Annotated in this window: 16 protein-coding genes; 14 read left to right on the top strand and 2 right to left on the bottom strand. The window is 62.9% G+C overall.

Translation table 11 applies throughout. From position 1 onward, the window contains the following. The first annotated feature begins 465 nt into the window (after nt 1–465). The 12 genes from hemA to QD228_RS02165 all read left to right on the top strand — a co-directional run bounded on the left by hemA (nt 466) and on the right by QD228_RS02165 (nt 14,102). Nucleotides 466–1,737: a glutamyl-tRNA reductase gene (gene hemA / locus QD228_RS02220; RefSeq protein ID WP_279874284.1), complete on the top strand. Its 1,272-nt coding sequence runs from the start codon at nt 466–468 to the stop codon at nt 1,735–1,737. Beyond that, nucleotides 1,734–2,819: a peptide chain release factor 1 gene (prfA, locus tag QD228_RS02215; RefSeq protein WP_077371499.1), complete on the top strand. Its 1,086-nt coding sequence runs from the start codon at nt 1,734–1,736 to the stop codon at nt 2,817–2,819. Before hemA ends, prfA begins: the two co-directional genes overlap by 4 nt. Before the next feature lies 1 nt (nt 2,820). Then, on the top strand, nt 2,821–3,669 hold the full coding sequence (gene prmC / locus QD228_RS02210) for a peptide chain release factor N(5)-glutamine methyltransferase (RefSeq protein WP_279874283.1): 849 nt from the start codon (nt 2,821–2,823) through the stop codon (nt 3,667–3,669). Nucleotides 3,670–3,929: 260 nt separating this feature from the next. Beyond that, a complete protein-coding gene (locus QD228_RS02205) occupies nt 3,930–4,430 on the top strand; it encodes an Lrp/AsnC ligand binding domain-containing protein (protein WP_077371505.1) in 501 nt (166 codons plus the stop codon). A gap of 118 nt (nt 4,431–4,548) precedes the next feature. After that, nucleotides 4,549–5,301 (top strand): molybdopterin-synthase adenylyltransferase MoeB, encoded by a 753-nt coding sequence (gene moeB, locus QD228_RS02200; RefSeq protein WP_176492871.1) that lies wholly within the window; start codon nt 4,549–4,551, stop codon nt 5,299–5,301. Between the two features lie 295 nt (nt 5,302–5,596). Further along, nucleotides 5,597–6,982, top strand: a complete 1,386-nt coding sequence (locus QD228_RS02195) for an FAD-binding oxidoreductase (RefSeq protein ID WP_279874282.1) — start codon at nt 5,597–5,599, stop codon at nt 6,980–6,982. Nucleotides 6,983–7,081: 99 nt separating this feature from the next. After that, nucleotides 7,082–8,251, top strand: coding sequence for an ABC transporter ATP-binding protein (locus QD228_RS02190; RefSeq protein WP_240704187.1), 1,170 nt, complete (start codon nt 7,082–7,084; stop codon nt 8,249–8,251). A gap of 2 nt (nt 8,252–8,253) precedes the next feature. After that, nucleotides 8,254–9,177 (top strand): ABC transporter permease, encoded by a 924-nt coding sequence (locus tag QD228_RS02185; protein WP_279874281.1) that lies wholly within the window; start codon nt 8,254–8,256, stop codon nt 9,175–9,177. Further along, complete coding sequence (locus QD228_RS02180) at nt 9,174–9,974, top strand: ABC transporter permease (protein ID WP_084209238.1); 801 nt, start codon at nt 9,174–9,176, stop codon at nt 9,972–9,974. Before QD228_RS02185 ends, QD228_RS02180 begins: the two co-directional genes overlap by 4 nt. A gap of 106 nt (nt 9,975–10,080) precedes the next feature. Beyond that, on the top strand, nt 10,081–11,145 hold the full coding sequence (locus QD228_RS02175) for a spermidine/putrescine ABC transporter substrate-binding protein (RefSeq protein WP_077371523.1): 1,065 nt from the start codon (nt 10,081–10,083) through the stop codon (nt 11,143–11,145). A 73-nt stretch (nt 11,146–11,218) separates the two neighbouring features. Further along, entirely contained in the window at nt 11,219–12,616 is a 1,398-nt protein-coding gene (locus QD228_RS02170) for a glutamine synthetase family protein (protein WP_077371526.1), read from the top strand. A gap of 193 nt (nt 12,617–12,809) precedes the next feature. Next, on the top strand, nt 12,810–14,102 hold the full coding sequence (locus tag QD228_RS02165; protein ID WP_279874279.1) for an FAD-binding oxidoreductase: 1,293 nt from the start codon (nt 12,810–12,812) through the stop codon (nt 14,100–14,102). Nucleotides 14,103–14,185: 83 nt separating this feature from the next. Here QD228_RS02165 and QD228_RS02160 read toward each other — a convergent pair whose 3' ends face one another. Continuing rightward, entirely contained in the window at nt 14,186–15,562 is a 1,377-nt protein-coding gene (locus QD228_RS02160; RefSeq protein WP_136938347.1) for a glutamine synthetase family protein, read from the bottom strand. A 256-nt stretch (nt 15,563–15,818) separates the two neighbouring features. Here QD228_RS02160 and QD228_RS02155 point away from each other — a divergent pair, with 256 nt between their 5' ends. Next, nucleotides 15,819–16,604: a gamma-glutamyl-gamma-aminobutyrate hydrolase family protein gene (locus tag QD228_RS02155; RefSeq protein ID WP_279874276.1), complete on the top strand. Its 786-nt coding sequence runs from the start codon at nt 15,819–15,821 to the stop codon at nt 16,602–16,604. A 120-nt stretch (nt 16,605–16,724) separates the two neighbouring features. Then, complete coding sequence (locus QD228_RS02150) at nt 16,725–18,221, top strand: aldehyde dehydrogenase (protein WP_279874275.1); 1,497 nt, start codon at nt 16,725–16,727, stop codon at nt 18,219–18,221. A gap of 142 nt (nt 18,222–18,363) precedes the next feature. Here QD228_RS02150 and QD228_RS02145 read toward each other — a convergent pair whose 3' ends face one another. Further along, nucleotides 18,364–18,915 (bottom strand): cupin domain-containing protein, encoded by a 552-nt coding sequence (locus tag QD228_RS02145; protein WP_084209232.1) that lies wholly within the window; start codon nt 18,913–18,915, stop codon nt 18,364–18,366. Nucleotides 18,916–18,976 lie beyond the last annotated feature (61 nt).

Raw genomic sequence — 18,976 nt, 5'->3', positions numbered from 1 at the left:
CACGCCGTCATGAAACCCGTAAAAGGTGGCCTGGCAGCGTGTGCCTGCTGGAAATTCCGGCCCGACCTGCGCTCGGCCTCAGCAGTACACCCTGGGGATATTGATCGCTCCAGCATAACGGCTGAAGGCGGACGGGGATAGCATCGGCGGTGCCTGTCATGGAGGCAAGGGCAGCGCCTGTCCGCTCGGCGTTTTCCTGAATCAACATGGCAGACGGGAGGTGATAGCATCAGACTGCCAAGCCCATGGAAATTCCTCATCGCTGGCCGCGCCCTGCAGGCTCGCGTGATGTAGGCGCTGTGATAGAATGAGCACGCTAATTTTACGATTTCAGCCGCTTTGACAAACGAGATCTGCAAGCAGGTGGCCAGGTGCCGGCCCCTTCATTGCGGAGGTTTTCCAAGCGACAGCCGCCTGTCCTCGATGCGAGCCCTGCCGGCCAGACCCTGACGACTGACTGACTCCATGACCCTTCTTGCCCTTGGCATCAATCATCGCACCGCCGCCGTCGATGTCCGCGAGCGCGTTGCCTTCACGCCGACACAGCTCGAGGCTGCGCTGGCCGAGCTGAAGCGTCTGCCGGAAGTTTCCGAGGCGGCGGTGCTCTCGACCTGCAATCGCACGGAACTCTACTGTGTGACCGAGGACGGTGCGCGCTCGGTTCTCGCATGGTTGAGCCGATACCATGGCCTGCCCGCAGAAGAGCTTGAGCGCTGCAGCTATCAACATCTCGGTGAGGAGGCGGTCCGCCACCTGATTCGCGTGGCAGTCGGCCTGGACTCCATGGTGCTGGGCGAGCCGCAGATTCTCGGTCAGCTCAAGGATGCCTATCAGTTCGCCCGCGGTACCGTCGGTCTCGGGGGGGAACTGGAGCAGCTCTTCCAGCATACCTTCCAGGTCGCCAAGCAGGTGCGTACCGAGACGGGAATCGGTGAGAACCCCGTCTCGGTGGCCTATGCCGCGGTCAGCATGGCGAGTCATATCTTCGATGACTTCTCGCGAGCCAATGCGCTGCTCATCGGGGCGGGAGACACCATCGAGCTGGTGGCGCGCCACCTCAAGGAAGCGGGCATCGCCAACCTGTGCATCGCCAACCGTACCGTGTCGCGCGCCCAGTCGCTGGCCGATGAGCTGGGCGGGACCGCCATCGGCCTGGAAGGCATTCCGCATGCCCTCGAGAATGCCGATATCGTGATAGCCTCCACCGCCGCTCAGCTGCCGATCCTCGGCAAGGGCATGGTGGAGCGTGCGCTCAAGAAACGCCGTTACAAGCCGGTCTTCATGGTCGATATCGCCGTGCCGCGCGATATCGAACCGCAGGTCGGGGATCTCGATGATGTCTTCCTTTATACCGTCGATGATCTGCAGGAAGTCATCGAGGAGAACCGTCGTCATCGCCAGCTGGCGGCTGCCCAGGCCGAAGAGCTGATCCGGCAGGGTGTCAGTGCCTGGCAGCACCGCAAGCGTGTGCGCAGTGGCGGAGAAGTCATCAAGCGTTATCGTAGCCACGGCGAGCAACTGCGTGCAGAGTGCGAGGCACAGGCGCTGGCCGAGCTTGATCAGGGCCGTGACCCGCAGGAAGTCGTGGCGCAACTGGCCCGTCAGTTGGCCAACCGCTTCATGCATCACCCGACCCTGGCGCTGCGTCAGGCGTCAGGCGACGATCGACAGGATATTCTTCAGACGGCGCAGGAGCTGCTGCTCGCGCCGGTTGATTCATCACAGGACCCTTCATGAAAGACAGCCTCATCACCAAGCTCGACACCTTCCATGACCGCTTCGAGGAGATCTCCGCCTTGCTGTCGGAGCCTGAAGTGATCGGGGATCAGGCCCGCTTCCGTGACCTGTCGCGGGAGTATGCCGAGCTTGAGCCATTGATCGAGGCATGGCAGCGCCATCGCGCCTTGAAGGAAGATCGCGAGGCCGCCCTCGGCATGTGCGATGACAGCGACGCCGAGATGCGCGAGATGGCACGTGAGGAAGTCCGCGAGAGCGATGCGGCGCTTGACGTGCTGGAGGCAGAGATCACCCAGCTGTTGATCCCGCGTGACCCGGATGATGGGGCCAACGTCTTCCTTGAAGTGCGTGCCGGCACCGGCGGTGACGAGGCGGCGCTGTTCGCGGGGGACCTGTTCAAGATGTATTCCCGCTACGCCGAGCTCAAGGGCTGGAAGGTCGAGACCGTCAGCGCAAGCCATGGTGAGCATGGTGGTTTCAAGGAAGTCATCGCCCGCGTCAAGGGCGAGGGGGTCTACTCGCGCCTCAAGTTCGAATCCGGTGCGCACCGCGTGCAGCGCGTGCCTGCCACGGAATCCCAGGGCCGCATCCATACGTCCGCCTGTACCGTGGCGGTAATGCCTGAGGCCGATGAGGTCGGGGACATCGACATCAATCCGGCCGACCTGCGAGTGGATACCTACCGCAGTTCCGGGGCCGGGGGGCAGCACGTCAACACCACCGATTCGGCGATTCGCATCACCCACCTGCCCACCGGTGTGGTCGTGGAGTGCCAGGACGAGCGCAGTCAGCACAAGAACCGCGCGCGCGCCATGTCGTTGCTGGCAGCGCGACTCAAGCAGGCCGCGGTGGACAGCCAGGCACAGGCGACTTCCGATGCCCGTCGCAAGCTGGTGGGCTCCGGTGATCGCTCCGAGCGTATCCGCACCTACAACTTCCCCCAGGGACGTCTGACCGATCACCGTATCAATCTGACGCTCTACAAGCTCAATGAAGTGATCGCCGGTCAGCTGGACGAGGTGATCGAGCCGCTGGTCGTCGAATATCAGGCAGACCAGCTGACGGCACTGCAGGAGCAATGAGGTGAGAATCGATGTCACGTTGGCAGCCGCGGCTGCCCGTCTGAGTGAGTCGGGCAGCGAGTCTCCGCGTCTGGATGCCGAGCTGCTGCTGGGAGAGGTGATGGGGCGCGATCGCACCTGGTTCTATACCTGGGGGGATCGCGATCTCGAGACGGAAGCGGGCGCCGAGGGCGTGGCTCGCTTCGAGGCGCTGCTGGCACGCCGAGCCGAAGGACACCCCGTCGCCCACCTGCTTGGCCGCCGTGAGTTCTATGGCCTGATGCTGCGCTGCTCTCCTGCCACCTTGATTCCGCGCCCGGATACCGAAGTGATGGTGGAGTGCGCGCTGGAGCTGGCCGAGGCGCCCGAAGGCACGCTGCTGGATCTCGGCACCGGCACCGGCGCCATCGCGCTGGCCTTCGCTCGTCATCGTCCGCAGTGGCATGTGCTGGGGGTCGATCTCATCGAGGAGGCCGTGCAGCTTGCGCGTGACAATGCCGAGCATCTCGCGATTCCCAACGTCGAATTCCGGCGCAGTGACTGGTTCTCCGCCGTTCCCGAGACCGGCTTTGCGCTGGTGACCGCCAATCCGCCTTACCTGGCCGATGATGACCCGCACCTGGCACTGGGTGACGTGCGTTTCGAGCCGCGCTCGGCACTGGTGGCGCGCCAGCAGGGGCTGGCAGACTTCCTGCATCTGATCGAGGCCGCGCCCCGCCATCTGGCCGCGGGCGGTCATCTCATGCTCGAGCATGGCCTGGCCCAGGGCAAGGAAGTGCGCGAGGCGCTGTGCGCCGGTGGTTTTCTGGAAGTGGAAACGCTGGAAGACCTCGGTGGGCGAGAGCGCATCACGCTGGGGCGCATTGGCTGACGCCTCCCCGGCGGGCGGGAATGCAGGCCGGCCCGGACTTGCCAGAGGAAACCCCTGCTTTCAGTGGAGCCTGCGTGGAATCCTCGTCGCAGGCCTGCCTGTGCGGGCGTATCTCCTGTCGGGCGGGTATGGTAGTAATAAGCGATGCATGACTGGAAAGGTCGCCTGATTACCCCCGCGTTCTCGGGTTGCCTGACTGCACGAAAGACAGGAGTAAGGATGATCCTGCTGCAAGTCACCCTGCTGGGAAAACTATTATAATGAAAGCGAAATCACGTTCTCTGGACCGCATTGACCTCAAGATCCTGCGCTGCCTGCAAGAAAATGCGCGCATTTCCTATGTCGACCTCGCCTCCGAGGTGGGACTCTCCACCACTCCCTGTCTGGAGCGAGTCAAACGCCTCGAGCGTGCCGGCATCATCCGTGGCTACAAGGCCGTGCTGGACCCCAAGGCGCTCAAGGCCAACCTGCTGGTCTTCGTCGAGATCAGCCTCGAGACCCAGTCACCCTCCGTCTTCGATGAATTCCGCCGTGCCGTCTCCAAGCTGCCGCAGATCCAGGAGTGTCATCTGGTCTCGGGGCAGTTCGATTACATCCTCAAGTGCCGGATTCCCGAAATGTCCGCCTATCGGCAGTTGCTCGGGGATGTGGTGCTGACACTGCCCGGGGTCAAGGAATCCAAGAGCTATGTGGTGATGGAAGAGGTCAAGGAGCAGTTCTCGCTGCATGTGCCGGACATCGAGGATCTCGACGCCAAGTGACGAGCCCCTGATGCCAGCGGCAGGGCTCAGGGTTTAGAGCTCAGAACTCAGGCCCAGGCCCAGGCCCGGCGGCCGGCCAAAGCACTCACTTCATTCACAGACAGACGGCTCACCTTCCATGCAAGATTCGCAACTGCTGCGCTATTCGCGTCAGATATTGCTCCCTCAGGTCGATATCGCGGGTCAGCAACGATTGCTGGCCGCGCGGGTGCTGGTGATCGGGGCTGGCGGCCTGGGGTGCCCGGCGGCGCTCTATCTGGCGGCAGCCGGTGTCGGCACGCTGGTGCTGGCCGATGATGACCATGTCGAGCTCTCCAATCTGCAACGTCAGATCGCCCACGGAGAGGCGGACATCGACCAGCCCAAGGCGCGCTCGCTCGCCAGCTCGGTGTCGGCGATCAATCCCGACACCGAGGTGATCGCCCTGTCCGAACGCCTTCAGGGCGAGGCGCTGGCCGAGCAGGTTGCCGCCGCGGACGTGGTGCTCGATTGTACTGACCGTTTCAGTTCGCGCTTCCCGATCAACGCCGCCTGCGTGGCGGCAGGCACGCCGCTGGTGTCAGGTGCCGCGATTCGTTTCTCCGGTCAGCTGGCGGTGTTTGATCGCCGTGAGGCAGATGCGCCGTGTTACGGCTGCCTGTATTCGCCGGAAGAGCAGGGCGATGAAGAGCTGACCTGTGCCGAGAGCGGGGTCATCGCGCCGTTGGTCGGCATCATCGGGGCCTTCCAGGCGCTGGAAGCGCTCAAGCTGATCAGTGGTGCCGGGCATGTGCATCGAGGGCTCGCCACCTTCGATGGCCTGACCGGTGAGTGGCGACGCATGGGGCTCAAGCGTGACCCCGCCTGTCCGGTATGTCGTCGCTCGACATGACATGAGTGGATCACTCCCCGAGCACCCTTCACGCCAATGCGTGGAGGGTCTGTCACCAAGCCCCGCAGCCTCTCAGGCTGCGGGGCTTTTGCTTTTCTGATCTCAAAAGTCTGACGTTGATGACCTCAGGGGGGGCGCCATTGTGGGGCGTCAAAAGGGGTGTAAAACAGTGCGTGTTGAAAATTTATACCTCGCGGGGCAATCAATATGCAGTATTTGCCGTTGACGTGTGGTAAATAACGCAAATATTCCCCGGGTCGGTGAATAAACTCAACAGTGGCGGGTAAGGAGGGGCATGGTCGGCTGCAGATCAGGCGCGACAGACGAGCCGCGGCGAGACCGCCAGGAAGCGCAGCGTGGGCGTGATGACATCCGCTCCTACTACCAGGCCAGTCAGCGTGTGACGCTTGCGCCCTGTCCACCGTTGGCCGGTGAACGACGCGCTGATGTCTGCGTGATCGGCGGCGGTATCACCGGCTGCTCAGCGGCTCTGCATCTCGCTGAGCGTGGCTATTCGGTCATCCTGCTGGAGGCGCGCGGCATCGGCTTCGGGGCTTCGGGACGCAGTGGCGGCCAGATCCTGCCGGGACTCGGTACCGACATCGCCACGGTCGAGAAGGCTCTCGGCCGTGAGCAGGCGCATGCCATCTGGGAGATGAGTCGCGAGTCGGTTCGTCTCACCACCGTACTGATCGAGAAGCACCGGATCCCCTGTGATTATACCCGCGGCTATCTGCATGCTGCCGTCAAGCCGCGACATGTGCGCGAATTGCAGGAATTTCAGGCGCGCATGGCACGCGATCATGACTACCATGCATTGCAGTGGTTGCAGGGGGATGCCCTGCGAGCGCGAGTCGTTACCGATGCCTATCCCGGGGCGCTGCATGATGGAGAGGGTGGCCATCTGCATCCGCTGAATTACACCCTCGGGCTTGCGCGTGCTGCCCAGCGGGCAGGCGTTACGATCTGTGAACAGAGTCCTGTGCTCAAGCTCGAGCATGGCCGAAGTGGCAGTGGCATCGTCGCCAATGGCTCCGGTGGGCAGGCAGGGCGTGCGCGTGTGCATACCGCGCAGGGCAGCGTGAGTGCCGAGTTCGTGGTGGTGGCGACCAACGCCTATCTCGATGGCCTGGTCCCGCGGCTGGATGAGCGCATCATGCGCGTCGCCAATTATATCGTGGCCACCGAACCGCTCAGCGAAGCACAGGTCGCGCAGGTGTTGCCGGGCAATGATGCCCTTTCCGATGCCAACTTCGTGCTCGACTACTACCGTCTCTCTGCTGACAGGCGCCTGCTCTACGGGGGGGAGGTGAGCTATACCGGACGAGAGCCGCGCCACCTCAAGACGCGCATGGACGGCAAGATTCGCCGTCTGTTTCCGGCGCTTGACGGGGTGGGGATCGATTACCGCTGGGGGGGTGACGTGGCCATCACCATGAATCGGGCACCGGACTTCGGGCGTCTTGCCCCGAATGTCTATTACGCTCAGGGGTACTCGGGACATGGCATGTCGCTTGCAGGGCTGGCGGGCAAATTGATCGCCGAGACGATTGCCGGCCAGGCGGAACGTTTTGATGTCTTTGCCGCCATGCCCCACCGCGCCTTCCCGGGTGGACACTGGTTGCGAACTCCTCTGCTGGTCCTGGCGACCAGCTTCTACACGCTGCGTGATCGGCTCTAGGCCGAAGCCATGATGAAGGTGCTGCACATTTGACATCGTTGATCATCCCGACAGCCCATGAGCGGGAAACGACTGGTGAGTAATCGCAAGGGAGGCGCGATGAGCGCAGTGGACAGCAACGAGGGTATGGCGCCTGAGCGAGACACGAGAGAGTCGTCGGAGGCTGGCCAGCCCCGGTTCCAGTGCCGTGCCGCGTCATCCATTCAGCTCAAGGGACTGCACAAGCGCTTCGGCAACGAGGTGGCGGCGCTTGATGGTGTGGATCTCGCCATTCAGCCCGGCGAGTTCTTCACGCTATTGGGGCCTTCCGGGTGTGGCAAGACGACGCTTCTGCGCATTCTGGCGGGGCTGGAAGCATTGGATGAGGGGCAGGTGGTGATCGGCGGGCGCGATGTCACCGACGTACCGCCGCATCAGCGCAGCGTCAATACGGTCTTCCAGTCCTATGCGTTGTTCCCGCATCTCAGCGTGCGTGACAACCTCGCCTTCGGTCTGCGCATGCAGGGCATGCCGAGTGGCGAGCGCGAGGCAAAGGTCGCCGAGATGGCCGAGTTCATCAAGCTGGGGAGTCTGGTCGATCGCCGGGTCGACCAGCTCTCAGGTGGTCAGCGCCAACGTATCGCGCTGGCGCGGGCGCTGGTCTGCGAGCCGGATGTGCTGCTGCTGGATGAACCGCTGTCGGCGCTGGATGCCGGGCTGCGCAGTCAGATCCAGATCGAGCTGCTGCGTCTGCAGAAGCGCCTTGGCATGACCTTCGTGTTCGTCACCCATGATCAGCAGGAAGCGATGGTGATGTCGGACCGCATCGCGGTGCTCGACAGCGGCAGCATCCAGCAGGTGGGGACGCCGCGCGAGATCTATGAATGCCCGGTCAATGCCTTCGTGGCGCGTTTCATGGGGCATGCCAATCTGTTCGAGATCACGGCTCGCGATGACAGCCGCGATGACGCCGTCCGGCTGACCACGCCGCTGGGCATGCTGACGGCGCAGGCACCGGGCAGCGGCGGGTTGCTGCTGCTGCGCCCCGAGACGCTGGATCTGCGGCGGCGTCCCGCCAGCGAATTCGAACGCTACGACGTGCTGGAAAATCATCTGCCGGGCCGAGTACAGGAGCGACTGTACCGCGGTAGCCATGCCGAATATCGCGTGGAGGTGGCGGGTGTCACCTTGCAGGTGGTGGTCAACAATCGGGGCGGCCAGTTGCCGGACGTGGGAGACCACGTCGATGTGGTGGTGGCCGCGCAAGACCTGATCACGCTGGAGGCATGACGATGGCCTATCACGGGAGCTTGCCCACGGCACGCAGTCGCGCGGTGGTGGCCGAGTCACGCCACCTGCTGTTGACGGTCGCCCCCGGCGCGCTGTGGATCATCATCTTCCTGGTGCTGCCCAGTCTCTATCTGATGAGCGTGGCCTTCATGAGCAATGGCCCCTATGGCTTGCCGGAGATGCCCTTGTCGCTGACCTCGTTTACGCAGCTGGCGGGTCAGGGCTTTCTCGGCTGGAGCCCAGGCAATCTCATGACGCTGGGGCGTTCGCTGTGGCAGACCGTGCTTTCCACCGTGCTGGTGGTGCTGGTGGCGTATCCGATCGCCTATCACATCTCGCAGGCAGACCAGCGCTGGCGGCCGATCATGCTGCTGGCGGTAGTCGTGCCGTCCTGGACCAATCAGGTCATCCGCACCTTTGGCTGGATGAACCTGCTGGCGCCGGGCACGCTGTTGGCGGAGCTGGCCGAGGCCATGGGCATGATCGCGCCCAACATGGGGCTCTATCCGTCCAATTTCGCGGTCACGCTGGGGCTGGTCTACAACTTCCTGCCCTTCATGGTACTGCCGCTGTATGCCGCTTTCGAGAAGCTCAATCTCTCGCTGGTGGAAGCGGCGCAGGATCTCTACGCCTCGCCGCTCAAGGCTTTCTGGCATGCGGTATTCCCCCAGACGTTGCCGGGTCTGCTGGCGGGGGTGGTGCTGGTGGCGATCCCGGCGTTCGGCATGTACGTGATTCCGGAACTGCTCGGCGGTGGCAAGGGCATGATGCTGGGCAATCTGGTCGCCAATCAGTTCTCCGGCAGTGCCAACTGGCCACTGGGGGCGGCGGGAGCGATCCTGATGTTGATCGCGACCTTCATCGGACTCTATGCCATGCGTCGCATCGGCAGGCGCCTGGGTGGCGGTGAAGAGGTGGTGATATGACGCGCGGCGGACTTCACAAGGGGTTGCGGGGCTTCTGGTGGCTGACGCTCGGTTTTCTGTATCTGCCGCTGATCGTGGTGATGCTGTTCTCCTTCAATGCCTCCAACAGTGCCGCCAGCTTCACCGGCGTGTCACTGCGCTGGTATCGGCGCCTGCTGGGCAATGACGCGATCCTCTCGGCGCTGGGCAATTCGCTGTGGCTGGCGGTGGTCTCGTCACTGCTGGCGCTGATGATCGGCACGCTGATCGGCTATGGCATGTATCGCCATCGTCACCGCAAGCTGGGGTGGCTGATCGTGTTGATCTATCTGCCCATCGTGTTGCCGGACATCGTGTTCGGGATCTCGGAAATGACCTTCTTCGTCAAGATCAATGAGTTGACCGGGCTGCTGTCACCGGGGCTGGGCACCATGATCATCGCGCATGTCACCTTCCAGATTCCCTTCGTGGCGCTGATCGTCTATTCACGCTTCGTCGGTCTGGATCCGACATTGTTCGAGGCAGCCAAGGACCTCTATGCCACGCCGCGCCAGCGCGTGCAGTTCTTCATGTTGCCGACCCTGAAGCCGGCGTTGATCTCGGGCTTTCTGCTGTCCTTCACGCTGTCGCTGGATGACTTCGTGATCAGCTTCTTTACCGCCGGACCGGAGAGCGCCACCTTGCCGATCTACATCTGGAGCGCGATACGCAAGGGCGTGACACCGGAGATCAATGCCATCGCCACCCTGATGATGGCGGTGGTCGCCCTGGCGGCGATCGTGAGTCTTGCGCTGTCACGCCGGCGCAGCGCTTCATGATTTCGCTGGAGGGTCACTCGTCGTACCCCGCCCCTGACCAGGCAGACATGCCGGTATCGGGGGTGGGCATTCACCACCTCTCTCATCGACTGAACGGAGCATCACAATGACAACTCACACGCTGCGTCTCGCGGTCGCCATCGGCAGTCTGCTGCTGGCAGGCGCCGCCCAGGCAGAAGACCGGAAGCTGTATCTCTTCAACTGGACCCAGTACATGGACCCGGAGATCATCACCGCCTTTGAAGAGGCCTTCGATGTCGAGGTGGTCGAGAATTATTACAACTCCCTGCCGGAAATGCTGGCCAAGCTGAATGCCGGCGGGGTGTCCCAATACGACATCATCGTGCCGTCCAATTACTACGTGCCGCGCCTGATCAACACCGGCCTGGTCCAGAAGATCGACAAGGCGAAAGTGCCCAACCTGGCCAATGTCGATGCACAGTTCAAGGACCCGAGCTTTGACCCGGGAGCCAACTACACCGTCCCGTATCAGTGGGGAGTCACCGGGCTGGTCTACAACGCCAGCACGTTCAAGGATGCCCCCAAGAGCTGGTCACTGCTGTTTGATCCCGCCGTCAATGCCTCATATCCGTTCAGCCTGATGGGCGATGGCCAGGTCAGCATGGGGGCGGCCTGTGCCTATCTCGGTCATGGCTATGACTGTACCGGCATGGATGCCTGGCGTGAGGCGGCCAGATTGCTGATCGAGACCAAGCATCGCGACAACTTCAGCGGCTTCTCCGATGGCACGCCGGCCCTGCAACAGCTGGCACGCAAGGTCACGCATGGTGCGCTGTCCTACAACGGCGACTATCTGTTCTATCTGGACGAGAATCCGGAGTCCTTCGCCGATATCAAGTACATGATTCCGGATGAAGGTGCCGAGAAGTGGGTCGATTCGATGATGATTCCCGCCAAGGCGCCGCACCCTGAGCTGGCACACGCCTTCATCAACTTCCTTCTGGACGCCAAGGTCGGCGCGCAGTTGTCCAACTACAACTACTACGCCAGCCCCAATGCCGCCGCCAGGCCGTATCTGGATGAGGTGCTGACCCAGCCACCGATCCAGCCCTCCGAGGATGACATGGCGCGTCTGCATTTCTCGCCGAGTCTCTCCGGTGAGCAGTTGCAGATCTTCCAGCAGTTATGGTCGGAAGTGCAGGCCCGTTGAGTCGGCGTCTCGTCGATCGCGGGCATCTCGTCATTGACCGCAGGCGCTGCCTGCGGTGTTCAAGGAAGGTGTTATGAGTGTCAATCACGTGGGTCACGAGCAGCCGGGTCATGAAGATGATGACGCGATCCTGCAGGAATGGTTCGCCGCTCACGGTATCACCGAGGTGGAATGTCTGGTCACGGATCTGACCGGCATTCTCAAGGGCAAGATCATGCCTGCGCGCAAGTACCTCAATGGTGGGCGGCCACGCCTGCCGGATTCGCTGTTCATCCAGACCGTCACGGGAGGCTATCCGGATGATGAAGACAGCCGCTTCTGGAATCCGGCCGAACAGGACATGCAGCTGATTCCGGACGTGAACGCGCTCTATCTGGTGCCGTGGGCGGAAGACCCCACCGCACAGGTCATCCACGATTGCTATTACCTGAATGGTGAGCCGGTCGAGCTGTCGCCACGCTATGTGCTCAAACGGATACTGGCATTGTATGCCGAACAGGGCTGGCAGCCGGTGGTGGCGCCGGAGGCCGAGTTCTATCTGGTCAAGACCAACACCGACTCCGATTATCCGCTGGAACCGCCCATCGGCCGCAGCGGTCGGCAGGAGAGCAGCCGTCAGTCCTTCTCCATCGATGCGGTCAATGAATTCGATCCGCTGTTCGAGGAGATGTATGACTACTGCGAGGCGATGGGGCTGGATCTCGACACCCTGATCCATGAAGAGGGAGCGGGGCAGATGGAGGTCAATTTCGAGCATGGGGATGCTCTTTCTCTCGCCGACCAGGTGGTGATGTTCAAGCGCACCCTGCGGGAGACGGCGCTGCGACATGGCATGTACGGGACCTTCATGGCCAAGCCGATGGCCTATCAGCCGGGCAGTTCGATGCATATTCACCAGAGCCTGGTGGATGTCGAGTCAGGCAATAACCTGTTTGCCGATGCGTCGGGTCAGCCGAGCACGCTGTTCCGTCACTTCATCGGGGGCCTGCAGACCTATCTGCCCGCCGCGATGCCGTTCTTCGCCCCCAACGTCAATTCCTATCGGCGTCTGATGCGCAATGACACCAGTGGCTCCGCACCCATCAATGTCGAGTGGGGCCTGGACAACCGCACCGTGGGCCTGCGGGTGCCGGTGTCGGACGCGGCAGGTACGCGGGTCGAGAATCGTCTGGCGGGCGCCGATGCCAATCCCTATCTGGTGATGGCGGCTTCGCTGGCGTGTGGTTATCTGGGAATGATGGAGCGGATCGAGCCGCGCCCTCCGGTGGTCGGCTCGGCCTGGGAGGGCGGCAATACCCTGCCGGACGATATCGGCCCGGCACTCGATGCTCTGCATGCCTGCACGCCGTTGGCCAACATCCTCGGCGAGCGCTTCGTGAAGAGTTATCTGGCCGTCAAGCGTGCCGAGCATGGGGAATACTTCCAGGTCATCAGCTCCTGGGAGCGTGAGCACCTGCTGCTGCGTGTCTAGACCCCCTGCGGTACGCCAACGGATACCGGGAGGCCACGACATCCGTCGTGGCCTCCCGAGGTTCAGGGGAAGAGGCGGGCGGAAGAAGGGGGGGCGTCAGTGAGGGGCATGACGCGTCAGTCCGGCGCTCATGGTGTGTATCTGCAAGATGTCTTGTTCGCAGGTTGATCTGGTCTACCACAAGGATGCTGTCATGAGTGCCACTACCCCCCTGGAGCCTGCCGCCTCCTGGTATGCCGCTTCCGCCAATGCCGCCCCCGAGCGCCCGCCGTTGTCCGGTGAGGTCAGCTGCGATGTCTGCGTGGTCGGCGCTGGCTTCACGGGAATCTCGGCGGCACTGCACCTGGCCGAGCAGGGGCTCAAGGTGATGGTGCTGGAGGCTGCCTGCGTGGGGTATGGGGCCTCGGGTCGCAATGGCGGGCAGATCGTCAACAGTTACAGTCGCGACATTGACGTGATCGAGGCGCGCTTCGGCGCACGGACGGCGCAGGCATTGGGCGACATGGCCTTTGAGGGCAATCGCATCATTCGGGATCGCATCGCTGACTATGCCATCGACTGTGATCTGCGCGACGGCAATCTCTTTGCCGCCTGCAACGCGCGTCAGCTCAAGGGACTCAAGGAGCACAAGGCCCTCTGGGAGCGCTATGGCAATACCAGTCTCGAATTGCTGGAAGGGGATGCCTACCAGCGTGAAGTGAGCGCCGAAGGGTATACGGGCGCCCTGGTCGACCACTCCGGCGGCCATCTCCATCCGCTCAATCTGGTGCTGGGCGAGGCCGCGGCCTTCGAGTCCCTCGGCGGGGTGATCTTCGAACATAGCCCGTTGGTGAGTCTCGAGCATGGCAGTCCGGTCGTGCTCAGGACGGCCGCTGGCGCCATCCGGGCCGAGCGTGTGGTGATGGCGGGCAATGCCTATCTTCACGGTGTGCTGCCGGAGCTCGAGGGCAAGTCGATGCCCTGCGGCACGCAGATCATCGCCACCGAGCCGTTGGCGGATGACGTGGCGCGCGGGCTGCTGCCCAATGGCATGGCGGTGGAGGACTGCAACTATCTGCTGGATTACTACCGCCTGACCCGCGACAACCGTCTTCTCTTCGGGGGCGGTGTCAACTACGGCGGTGAAGACCCCGCCGATATCGAGGCTCTGATTCGGCCCAAGCTGCTCAAGGTCTTCCCGCAGCTGGCCAGCGTCAGGATCGACTATGCCTGGAGCGGAACCTTCCTGATGACGCTCAATCGACTGCCGCAGTTCGGCGTGCTCAATGACAATGTCTATTACGCCCAGGGGTATTCCGGGCATGGCGTGACCTGCAGTCACCTCGCCGGACGACTGATCAGCGAGGTGATGAGGGGGCGTGAGGGTCGCTTCGATGCCTTCGCGAACCTGCCGCATCTGCCGTTCCCCGGGGGACGACTGTTGCGAGTGCCGCTGTCTGCCGTGGGAGCCTGGTACTACCAGACGCGCGACAGGCTCGGCCTCTGATGCACCCGAAGCGGGAGGGCAGGGCCGGCAAGCGCGTTCCGGCCGTAATTCCCACTGCGCAAGCGTGTCCGGGGTGAGGCGCCTCAGATGCTGCGCAGGTACCAGTCGTATTCCAGACGGCTGATGATCTGCATCGCGGCCTCGCGCTCCGCCCGGCGACCGGCAATGAAGACATTCAGGAAGCGCTCGCTGAAAGCGGCCGTGAGGGGAGCGCTTTCCTCCAGCAGCGTCAGGGCCTCGGGCCAGCTGTTGGTCAGGCTGGGCTCGAACTGATCATAGGCATTGCCGGTCACCGGCTCACCCGGGGAGATCCGATGGGTGATGCCATGGATGATGGAGGCCAGCAGCGTCGCCAGCAGCAGGTAGGGATTGACGTCAGCCCCGGCGACCCGATGCTCCAGCCGACGCGCCTCATTGGGGCCGGAGGGAATGCGGATGGCGACCGAGCGGTTGTCGAATCCCCAGGTGGGCGCCATCGGTACGTACAGGCCCTGCTGGAAACGGCGGTAGGAATTCAGGTTGGGGGCAAACAGCGCCATGGAGGCGGGCATGAGTTCCAGCAGGCCGCCGATGGCGTGACGCAGGGTCTCGGTGCCCAGAGGATTTTCGCCGGGGTCTGCGAAGACATTGTGTCCATCGCGGTCCACCAGGCTCAGGTGCGCATGCATGCCATTGCCGGCTTCATCACCGTACGGCTTGGCCATGAACGTCGCGTCGAAGCCATGACGCAGGGCGACACCCTTGATCAGGCGTTTGAGCAGGACGGCGCTGTCACAGGCCTTCATGACGTCGTCGAGATGAATCAGGTTGATCTCGAACTGACCCGGGGCGCACTCCTTGAGCGCGGTATCCAGCGGCAGCTGTTGGATGCGTGCGGCATTCTGGATCTCTTCCAGAAAGTCGGCATATTCATCCAGCTCTCCGATGGAGTAGAGCTGGCTTTCCGTGGCGCGCTCACCCGTGAGCGGAGAGCAGGGTGGCTGCACCATGCCCAGGTCATCGCGCTCACGATCCACGAGATAGAACTCCAGTTCCAGCGCGACGACGGCGGTCAGCCCCATCCCGGCCAGAATATCGACCTGTTTCTGCAGCTGATTGCGGGGGTCCGCGAAGAAGGGGCCGTCCCTGTCATCGCGCATGTTCATCAACAGCTGGCCTTGCTTGCCGCCGCGCAGCCAGGGGGCTGGCATCAAGGTGCCGGGGATCGGGCGGCAGACCTGATCCCCATCCCCGGTCTCCAGGCCCAGACCGGTCTCTTCGATGGTGTTGCCGGCGATATCGATCGCGAAGACGGAGCCTGGCAGGTTGATGCCCTGCTCGTAGGCCTTTTCCAGATTCTCGCGCGGGATACGCTTGCCGCGCTGGATGCCGCTGATATCACTGATCAGCAGGTCGATGCTCTCGATTTCCGGATGGCGGTCCAGAAACTCTCTGGCCTCATCGACGTGAAGGCTGTTCATGGGGGGTCCTGTGAGCGGGTGGTGGCACATCATATATCGCCACGCCATCCCGTGTTGTCAAATAATTCACAGCGCTTACCCGCTGCACCCTCGAGGCAGTATCATCAGCTGAGGCGCTTTCTTTCGATCTCTGTCCCGTAGTTCCCCTTGCTTGAGATTGCCTTCGTGCCTGATTGGCAAGGATGTCAGTTCAATTGATGTTGAATAAAACATACCAGATGACCGGGGTGCATGAGCGGCCCCTGAAGGAGAACCCATGACGTCTCGCCCTCTGGTGGGTGTGATCGCCTGCCGTCGCACGATTGAAGGCCATCCGGCGCACATGGTGACTGACAAGTACGTCAGTGCCCTGCGCGAATTCGGACTGGAGCCACTGGTGATCCCGGTATGGGAAGACGTCATGGCTGACTCGGCCAGAGCGCTGCTGACGCGACTGGATGGGTTGCTGCTGACGGGCAGCTATTCCAACGTGCATCCGGCGCGGTATGGCGAGGCCATCGCGCCGGAGAATACCTATGAAGACACGGCACGAGATGCGTCAGCCATGGCCTGGGTACCGCTGGCGCTCGAGTTGCAACTGCCGTTGCTGGGTATCTGTCGCGGCTTTCAGGAGCTGAACGTCGCCTTCGGTGGCAGCTTGCATCAGGCGGTGCAGAACGTGCCCGGCTTGAGGGATCATCGTGAGCCCGAGGGCGATCTCGACGTGCAGTTCGCCCCCTCCCACGGCATCAGCATCCTGCCGGGCGGACGGCTGGCCGAGTTGTACGCCGCGCCTGAGGCGCGGGTCAATTCCGTGCATCAGCAGGGGATCGCGCGGCTGGGCGAAGGGCTGCGTGTCGAAGCGGTCGCTCCGGATGGTCTGGTGGAGGCGATCTCGATCATCGCAGCGGGAGCCTTCACGCTGGCGGTGCAATGGCATCCCGAATGGAAGCCACGTCAGCATCCGCTGTATCAGGCGATTCTGGAAGGATTTGCCGCGGCCTGTCGGGACAGGTCCAGGCAAGCATCATCCGTTCAGGAGACACCTCGTCAGCCGTCGTGAAGATGACGACGAAGCCGCGTCCCGCGCGCCTGCAGACGCTGCAGGATGACACGGCGCTGGCTGCCTCTCCTGCGTTCTCGTGTGACCTGCCCCCTCTTACCTGACTTCGGAATCCTGATCATGAGCCGTCCCCGGACATTGACCGATTGGCAGGCGCTCGCCGCCCGTCTGACGCCGCAACTGCAAGGCAATGCCTTCATCAATGATGACTTCGTGCCGGCGGTCAGCGGCGAGACCTTCGAGTGCCTCAATCCGGCCACTGGGAAACGATTGGCGAAGGTGGCCAGCTGTGACGGCGCCGATGCCGAGATCGCCGTCCGGCATGCGCGCGCCGCCTTCAAGAGGGGGGGCTGGTCGCGCATGGCGCCTGTCGAGCGCAAGGGCGTGCTGCTCAGGCTGGCGGACCTGATGGAGAGACACCAGGATGAGCTGGCGCTGCTGGATACCCTCGACATGGGCAAGCCGATCACCAGCGCGCTGGATGATGTGGCGGGAGCGATCGGTTCGATCCGCCATCAGGCCGAGTCCATCGACAAGCTGTACGGCGAGGTCGCGCCGACCGGCGAGCAGGTGCTGGGCATGGTGCTGCGCGAGCCGCTGGGGGTGGTGGCCTCCATCGTGCCGTGGAACTTCCCGCTGATGATGACGGCCTGGAAGGTCGCGCCGGCGCTGGCCGCGGGCAACAGTGTCATCCTCAAGCCGTCGGAGAAGTCACCGCTGTCAGCGCTGCGTCTGGCGGCACTCGCACGTGAGGCAGGTCTCCCGAGTGGCGTCTTCCAGGTGTTGCCGGGCTTCGGGCATACCGTCGGGCGTGCGCTGGCCCTGTCGATGGACGTCGAGTGTCTGGCCTTCACCGGTTCCACCGCCGTCGGCAAGCAGCTGATGCAGTATGCCGGACAGTCGAACTTGAAGCGTGTCTTCCTGGAGTGCGGTGGCAAGAGCCCCAACATCGTGTTCGCCGATTGCGCGGATCTGGATCGCGTGGCGGAGAGTGCCGCTGCCGCCATCTTCTACAACCAGGGTGAGGTCTGCATCGCCGGTTCCCGCCTGCTGGTGGAAAACTCGATCCGCGACGCCTTCGTCGCCAAGGTGGCGGCGGCTGCCGAGCGCATGCAGCCGGGCGACCCGCTGGACCCGACAAGCTTCATGGGGGCGATGGTCGACAGCACCCAGCATGAGCGCGTGATGGGCTACATCCGCAAGGGGATCGAGGAGGGGGCGGTGCTGCGTGCCGGCGGCGAAGACGTTGCCGGGCCGGGGCTGTTCATCCGTCCGGTGGTCTTCGATGGCGTCACGCCCGAGATGGTGATCGGCCGTGAGGAAATCTTCGGGCCGGTGCTGTCGGTCTTCGGCTTCGAGACCGAAGAGGAGGCGCTGGCGCTGGCCAATGACAGTGATTTCGGACTGGCGGCGGGGCTCTGGAGCCAGGACATCGGCCGCATCATGCGCATGACCCATCGTCTCGAATCCGGCCAGGTCTTCGTCAACAACTGGGCGGGGGGCGATCAGAGCATGCCCTTCGGCGGCGTGAAACAGTCCGGCAATGGGCGCGACAAGTCCCATCACTCACTGGCGGAATACACCCAGCTCAAGAGTGTCTGGATCGCGCTGGACTGAGCTAGGCTGAACTGCGCTGGGCTGGGCTGAAACCGAACCGGGCTGTCACGCGTTGGCGGAACACCGTGCAGCACGAAAAGAGGCCACGCGATCGCGTGGCCTCTTTTCTGTTGTCATCTGCCGCAAGTGTTTGCCGCAAGGTCTAGAACATGCGCGCCGGCGTCGCACAGCTGACCAGACGGCACTCGACTTCGCCGATGTTGCGAAAGCGATGCGGCACATTGGTATCGAAGTAGTAGGCTTCACCGGCTTTCAATACCCGAGTGTCGCTGCCGATGGTGATCTCGATCTCGCCTTCGATGACCACACCGGCTTCCTCTCCCTGATGGGTGATCATCTCGCGGCCGGTGTCACTGACGGGCGGATAGGTCTCGATCATGAACGACAGATTGCGATCCTGACGCTTGGCCCCGACCAGCTTGAAGACCACCTCCCCGCTGCCCACGTTCGTCAGTTCCTCTTCGCCATAGAACACCTTGGCGGTGTTCTCGAGTTCCATGGTGAAGAAATCACCGATGCTCATGGGAATGGCGGCGAGAATCTTGGACAGTGAGCTGACCGAGGGGCTGACCTTGCCCTGTTCGATCAGTGACAGGCTGGAATGGGTCACCCCACAGCGCTTGGCCAGCTCGCGTTGCGAGATGCCCCGCAGCGTACGCAGCGCCCGCAGGCGCGCACCGACATCATCTGCCATCAGAACTTCCTTCGCGAAGCGACGATTGACTGGAAATGCCCTGAGTCCTGGAGCGACAACG

The sequence above is a fragment of the Cobetia sp. 3AK genome, from assembly GCF_029846335.1.
In the GTDB taxonomy this organism is placed as follows: Bacteria; Pseudomonadota; Gammaproteobacteria; order Pseudomonadales; family Halomonadaceae; genus Cobetia; species Cobetia marina.
The sequence above is the reverse complement of the archived record's forward strand: the minus strand, read 5'-3'. Positions and strand labels throughout refer to the sequence as shown.

Bases quoted from the DNA above. Each gene is read 5' to 3' on its own strand.
- hemA (WP_279874284.1), top strand. From the start codon at position 466: ATGACCCTTCTTGCCCTTGGCATCAATCATCGCACCGCCGCCGTCGAT.
- prfA (WP_077371499.1), top strand. From the start codon at position 1,734: ATGAAAGACAGCCTCATCACCAAGCTCGACACCTTCCATGACCGCTTC.
- QD228_RS02205 (WP_077371505.1), top strand. From the start codon at position 3,930: ATGAAAGCGAAATCACGTTCTCTGGACCGCATTGACCTCAAGATCCTG.
- moeB (WP_176492871.1), top strand. From the start codon at position 4,549: ATGCAAGATTCGCAACTGCTGCGCTATTCGCGTCAGATATTGCTCCCT.
- QD228_RS02195 (WP_279874282.1), top strand. From the start codon at position 5,597: ATGGTCGGCTGCAGATCAGGCGCGACAGACGAGCCGCGGCGAGACCGC.
- QD228_RS02190 (WP_240704187.1), top strand. From the start codon at position 7,082: ATGAGCGCAGTGGACAGCAACGAGGGTATGGCGCCTGAGCGAGACACG.
- QD228_RS02185 (WP_279874281.1), top strand. From the start codon at position 8,254: ATGGCCTATCACGGGAGCTTGCCCACGGCACGCAGTCGCGCGGTGGTG.
- QD228_RS02180 (WP_084209238.1), top strand. From the start codon at position 9,174: ATGACGCGCGGCGGACTTCACAAGGGGTTGCGGGGCTTCTGGTGGCTG.
- QD228_RS02175 (WP_077371523.1), top strand. From the start codon at position 10,081: ATGACAACTCACACGCTGCGTCTCGCGGTCGCCATCGGCAGTCTGCTG.
- QD228_RS02170 (WP_077371526.1), top strand. From the start codon at position 11,219: ATGAGTGTCAATCACGTGGGTCACGAGCAGCCGGGTCATGAAGATGAT.
- QD228_RS02165 (WP_279874279.1), top strand. From the start codon at position 12,810: ATGAGTGCCACTACCCCCCTGGAGCCTGCCGCCTCCTGGTATGCCGCT.
- QD228_RS02160 (WP_136938347.1), bottom strand. From the start codon at position 15,562: ATGAACAGCCTTCACGTCGATGAGGCCAGAGAGTTTCTGGACCGCCAT.
- QD228_RS02155 (WP_279874276.1), top strand. From the start codon at position 15,819: ATGACGTCTCGCCCTCTGGTGGGTGTGATCGCCTGCCGTCGCACGATT.
- QD228_RS02150 (WP_279874275.1), top strand. From the start codon at position 16,725: ATGAGCCGTCCCCGGACATTGACCGATTGGCAGGCGCTCGCCGCCCGT.
- QD228_RS02145 (WP_084209232.1), bottom strand. From the start codon at position 18,915: ATGGCAGATGATGTCGGTGCGCGCCTGCGGGCGCTGCGTACGCTGCGG.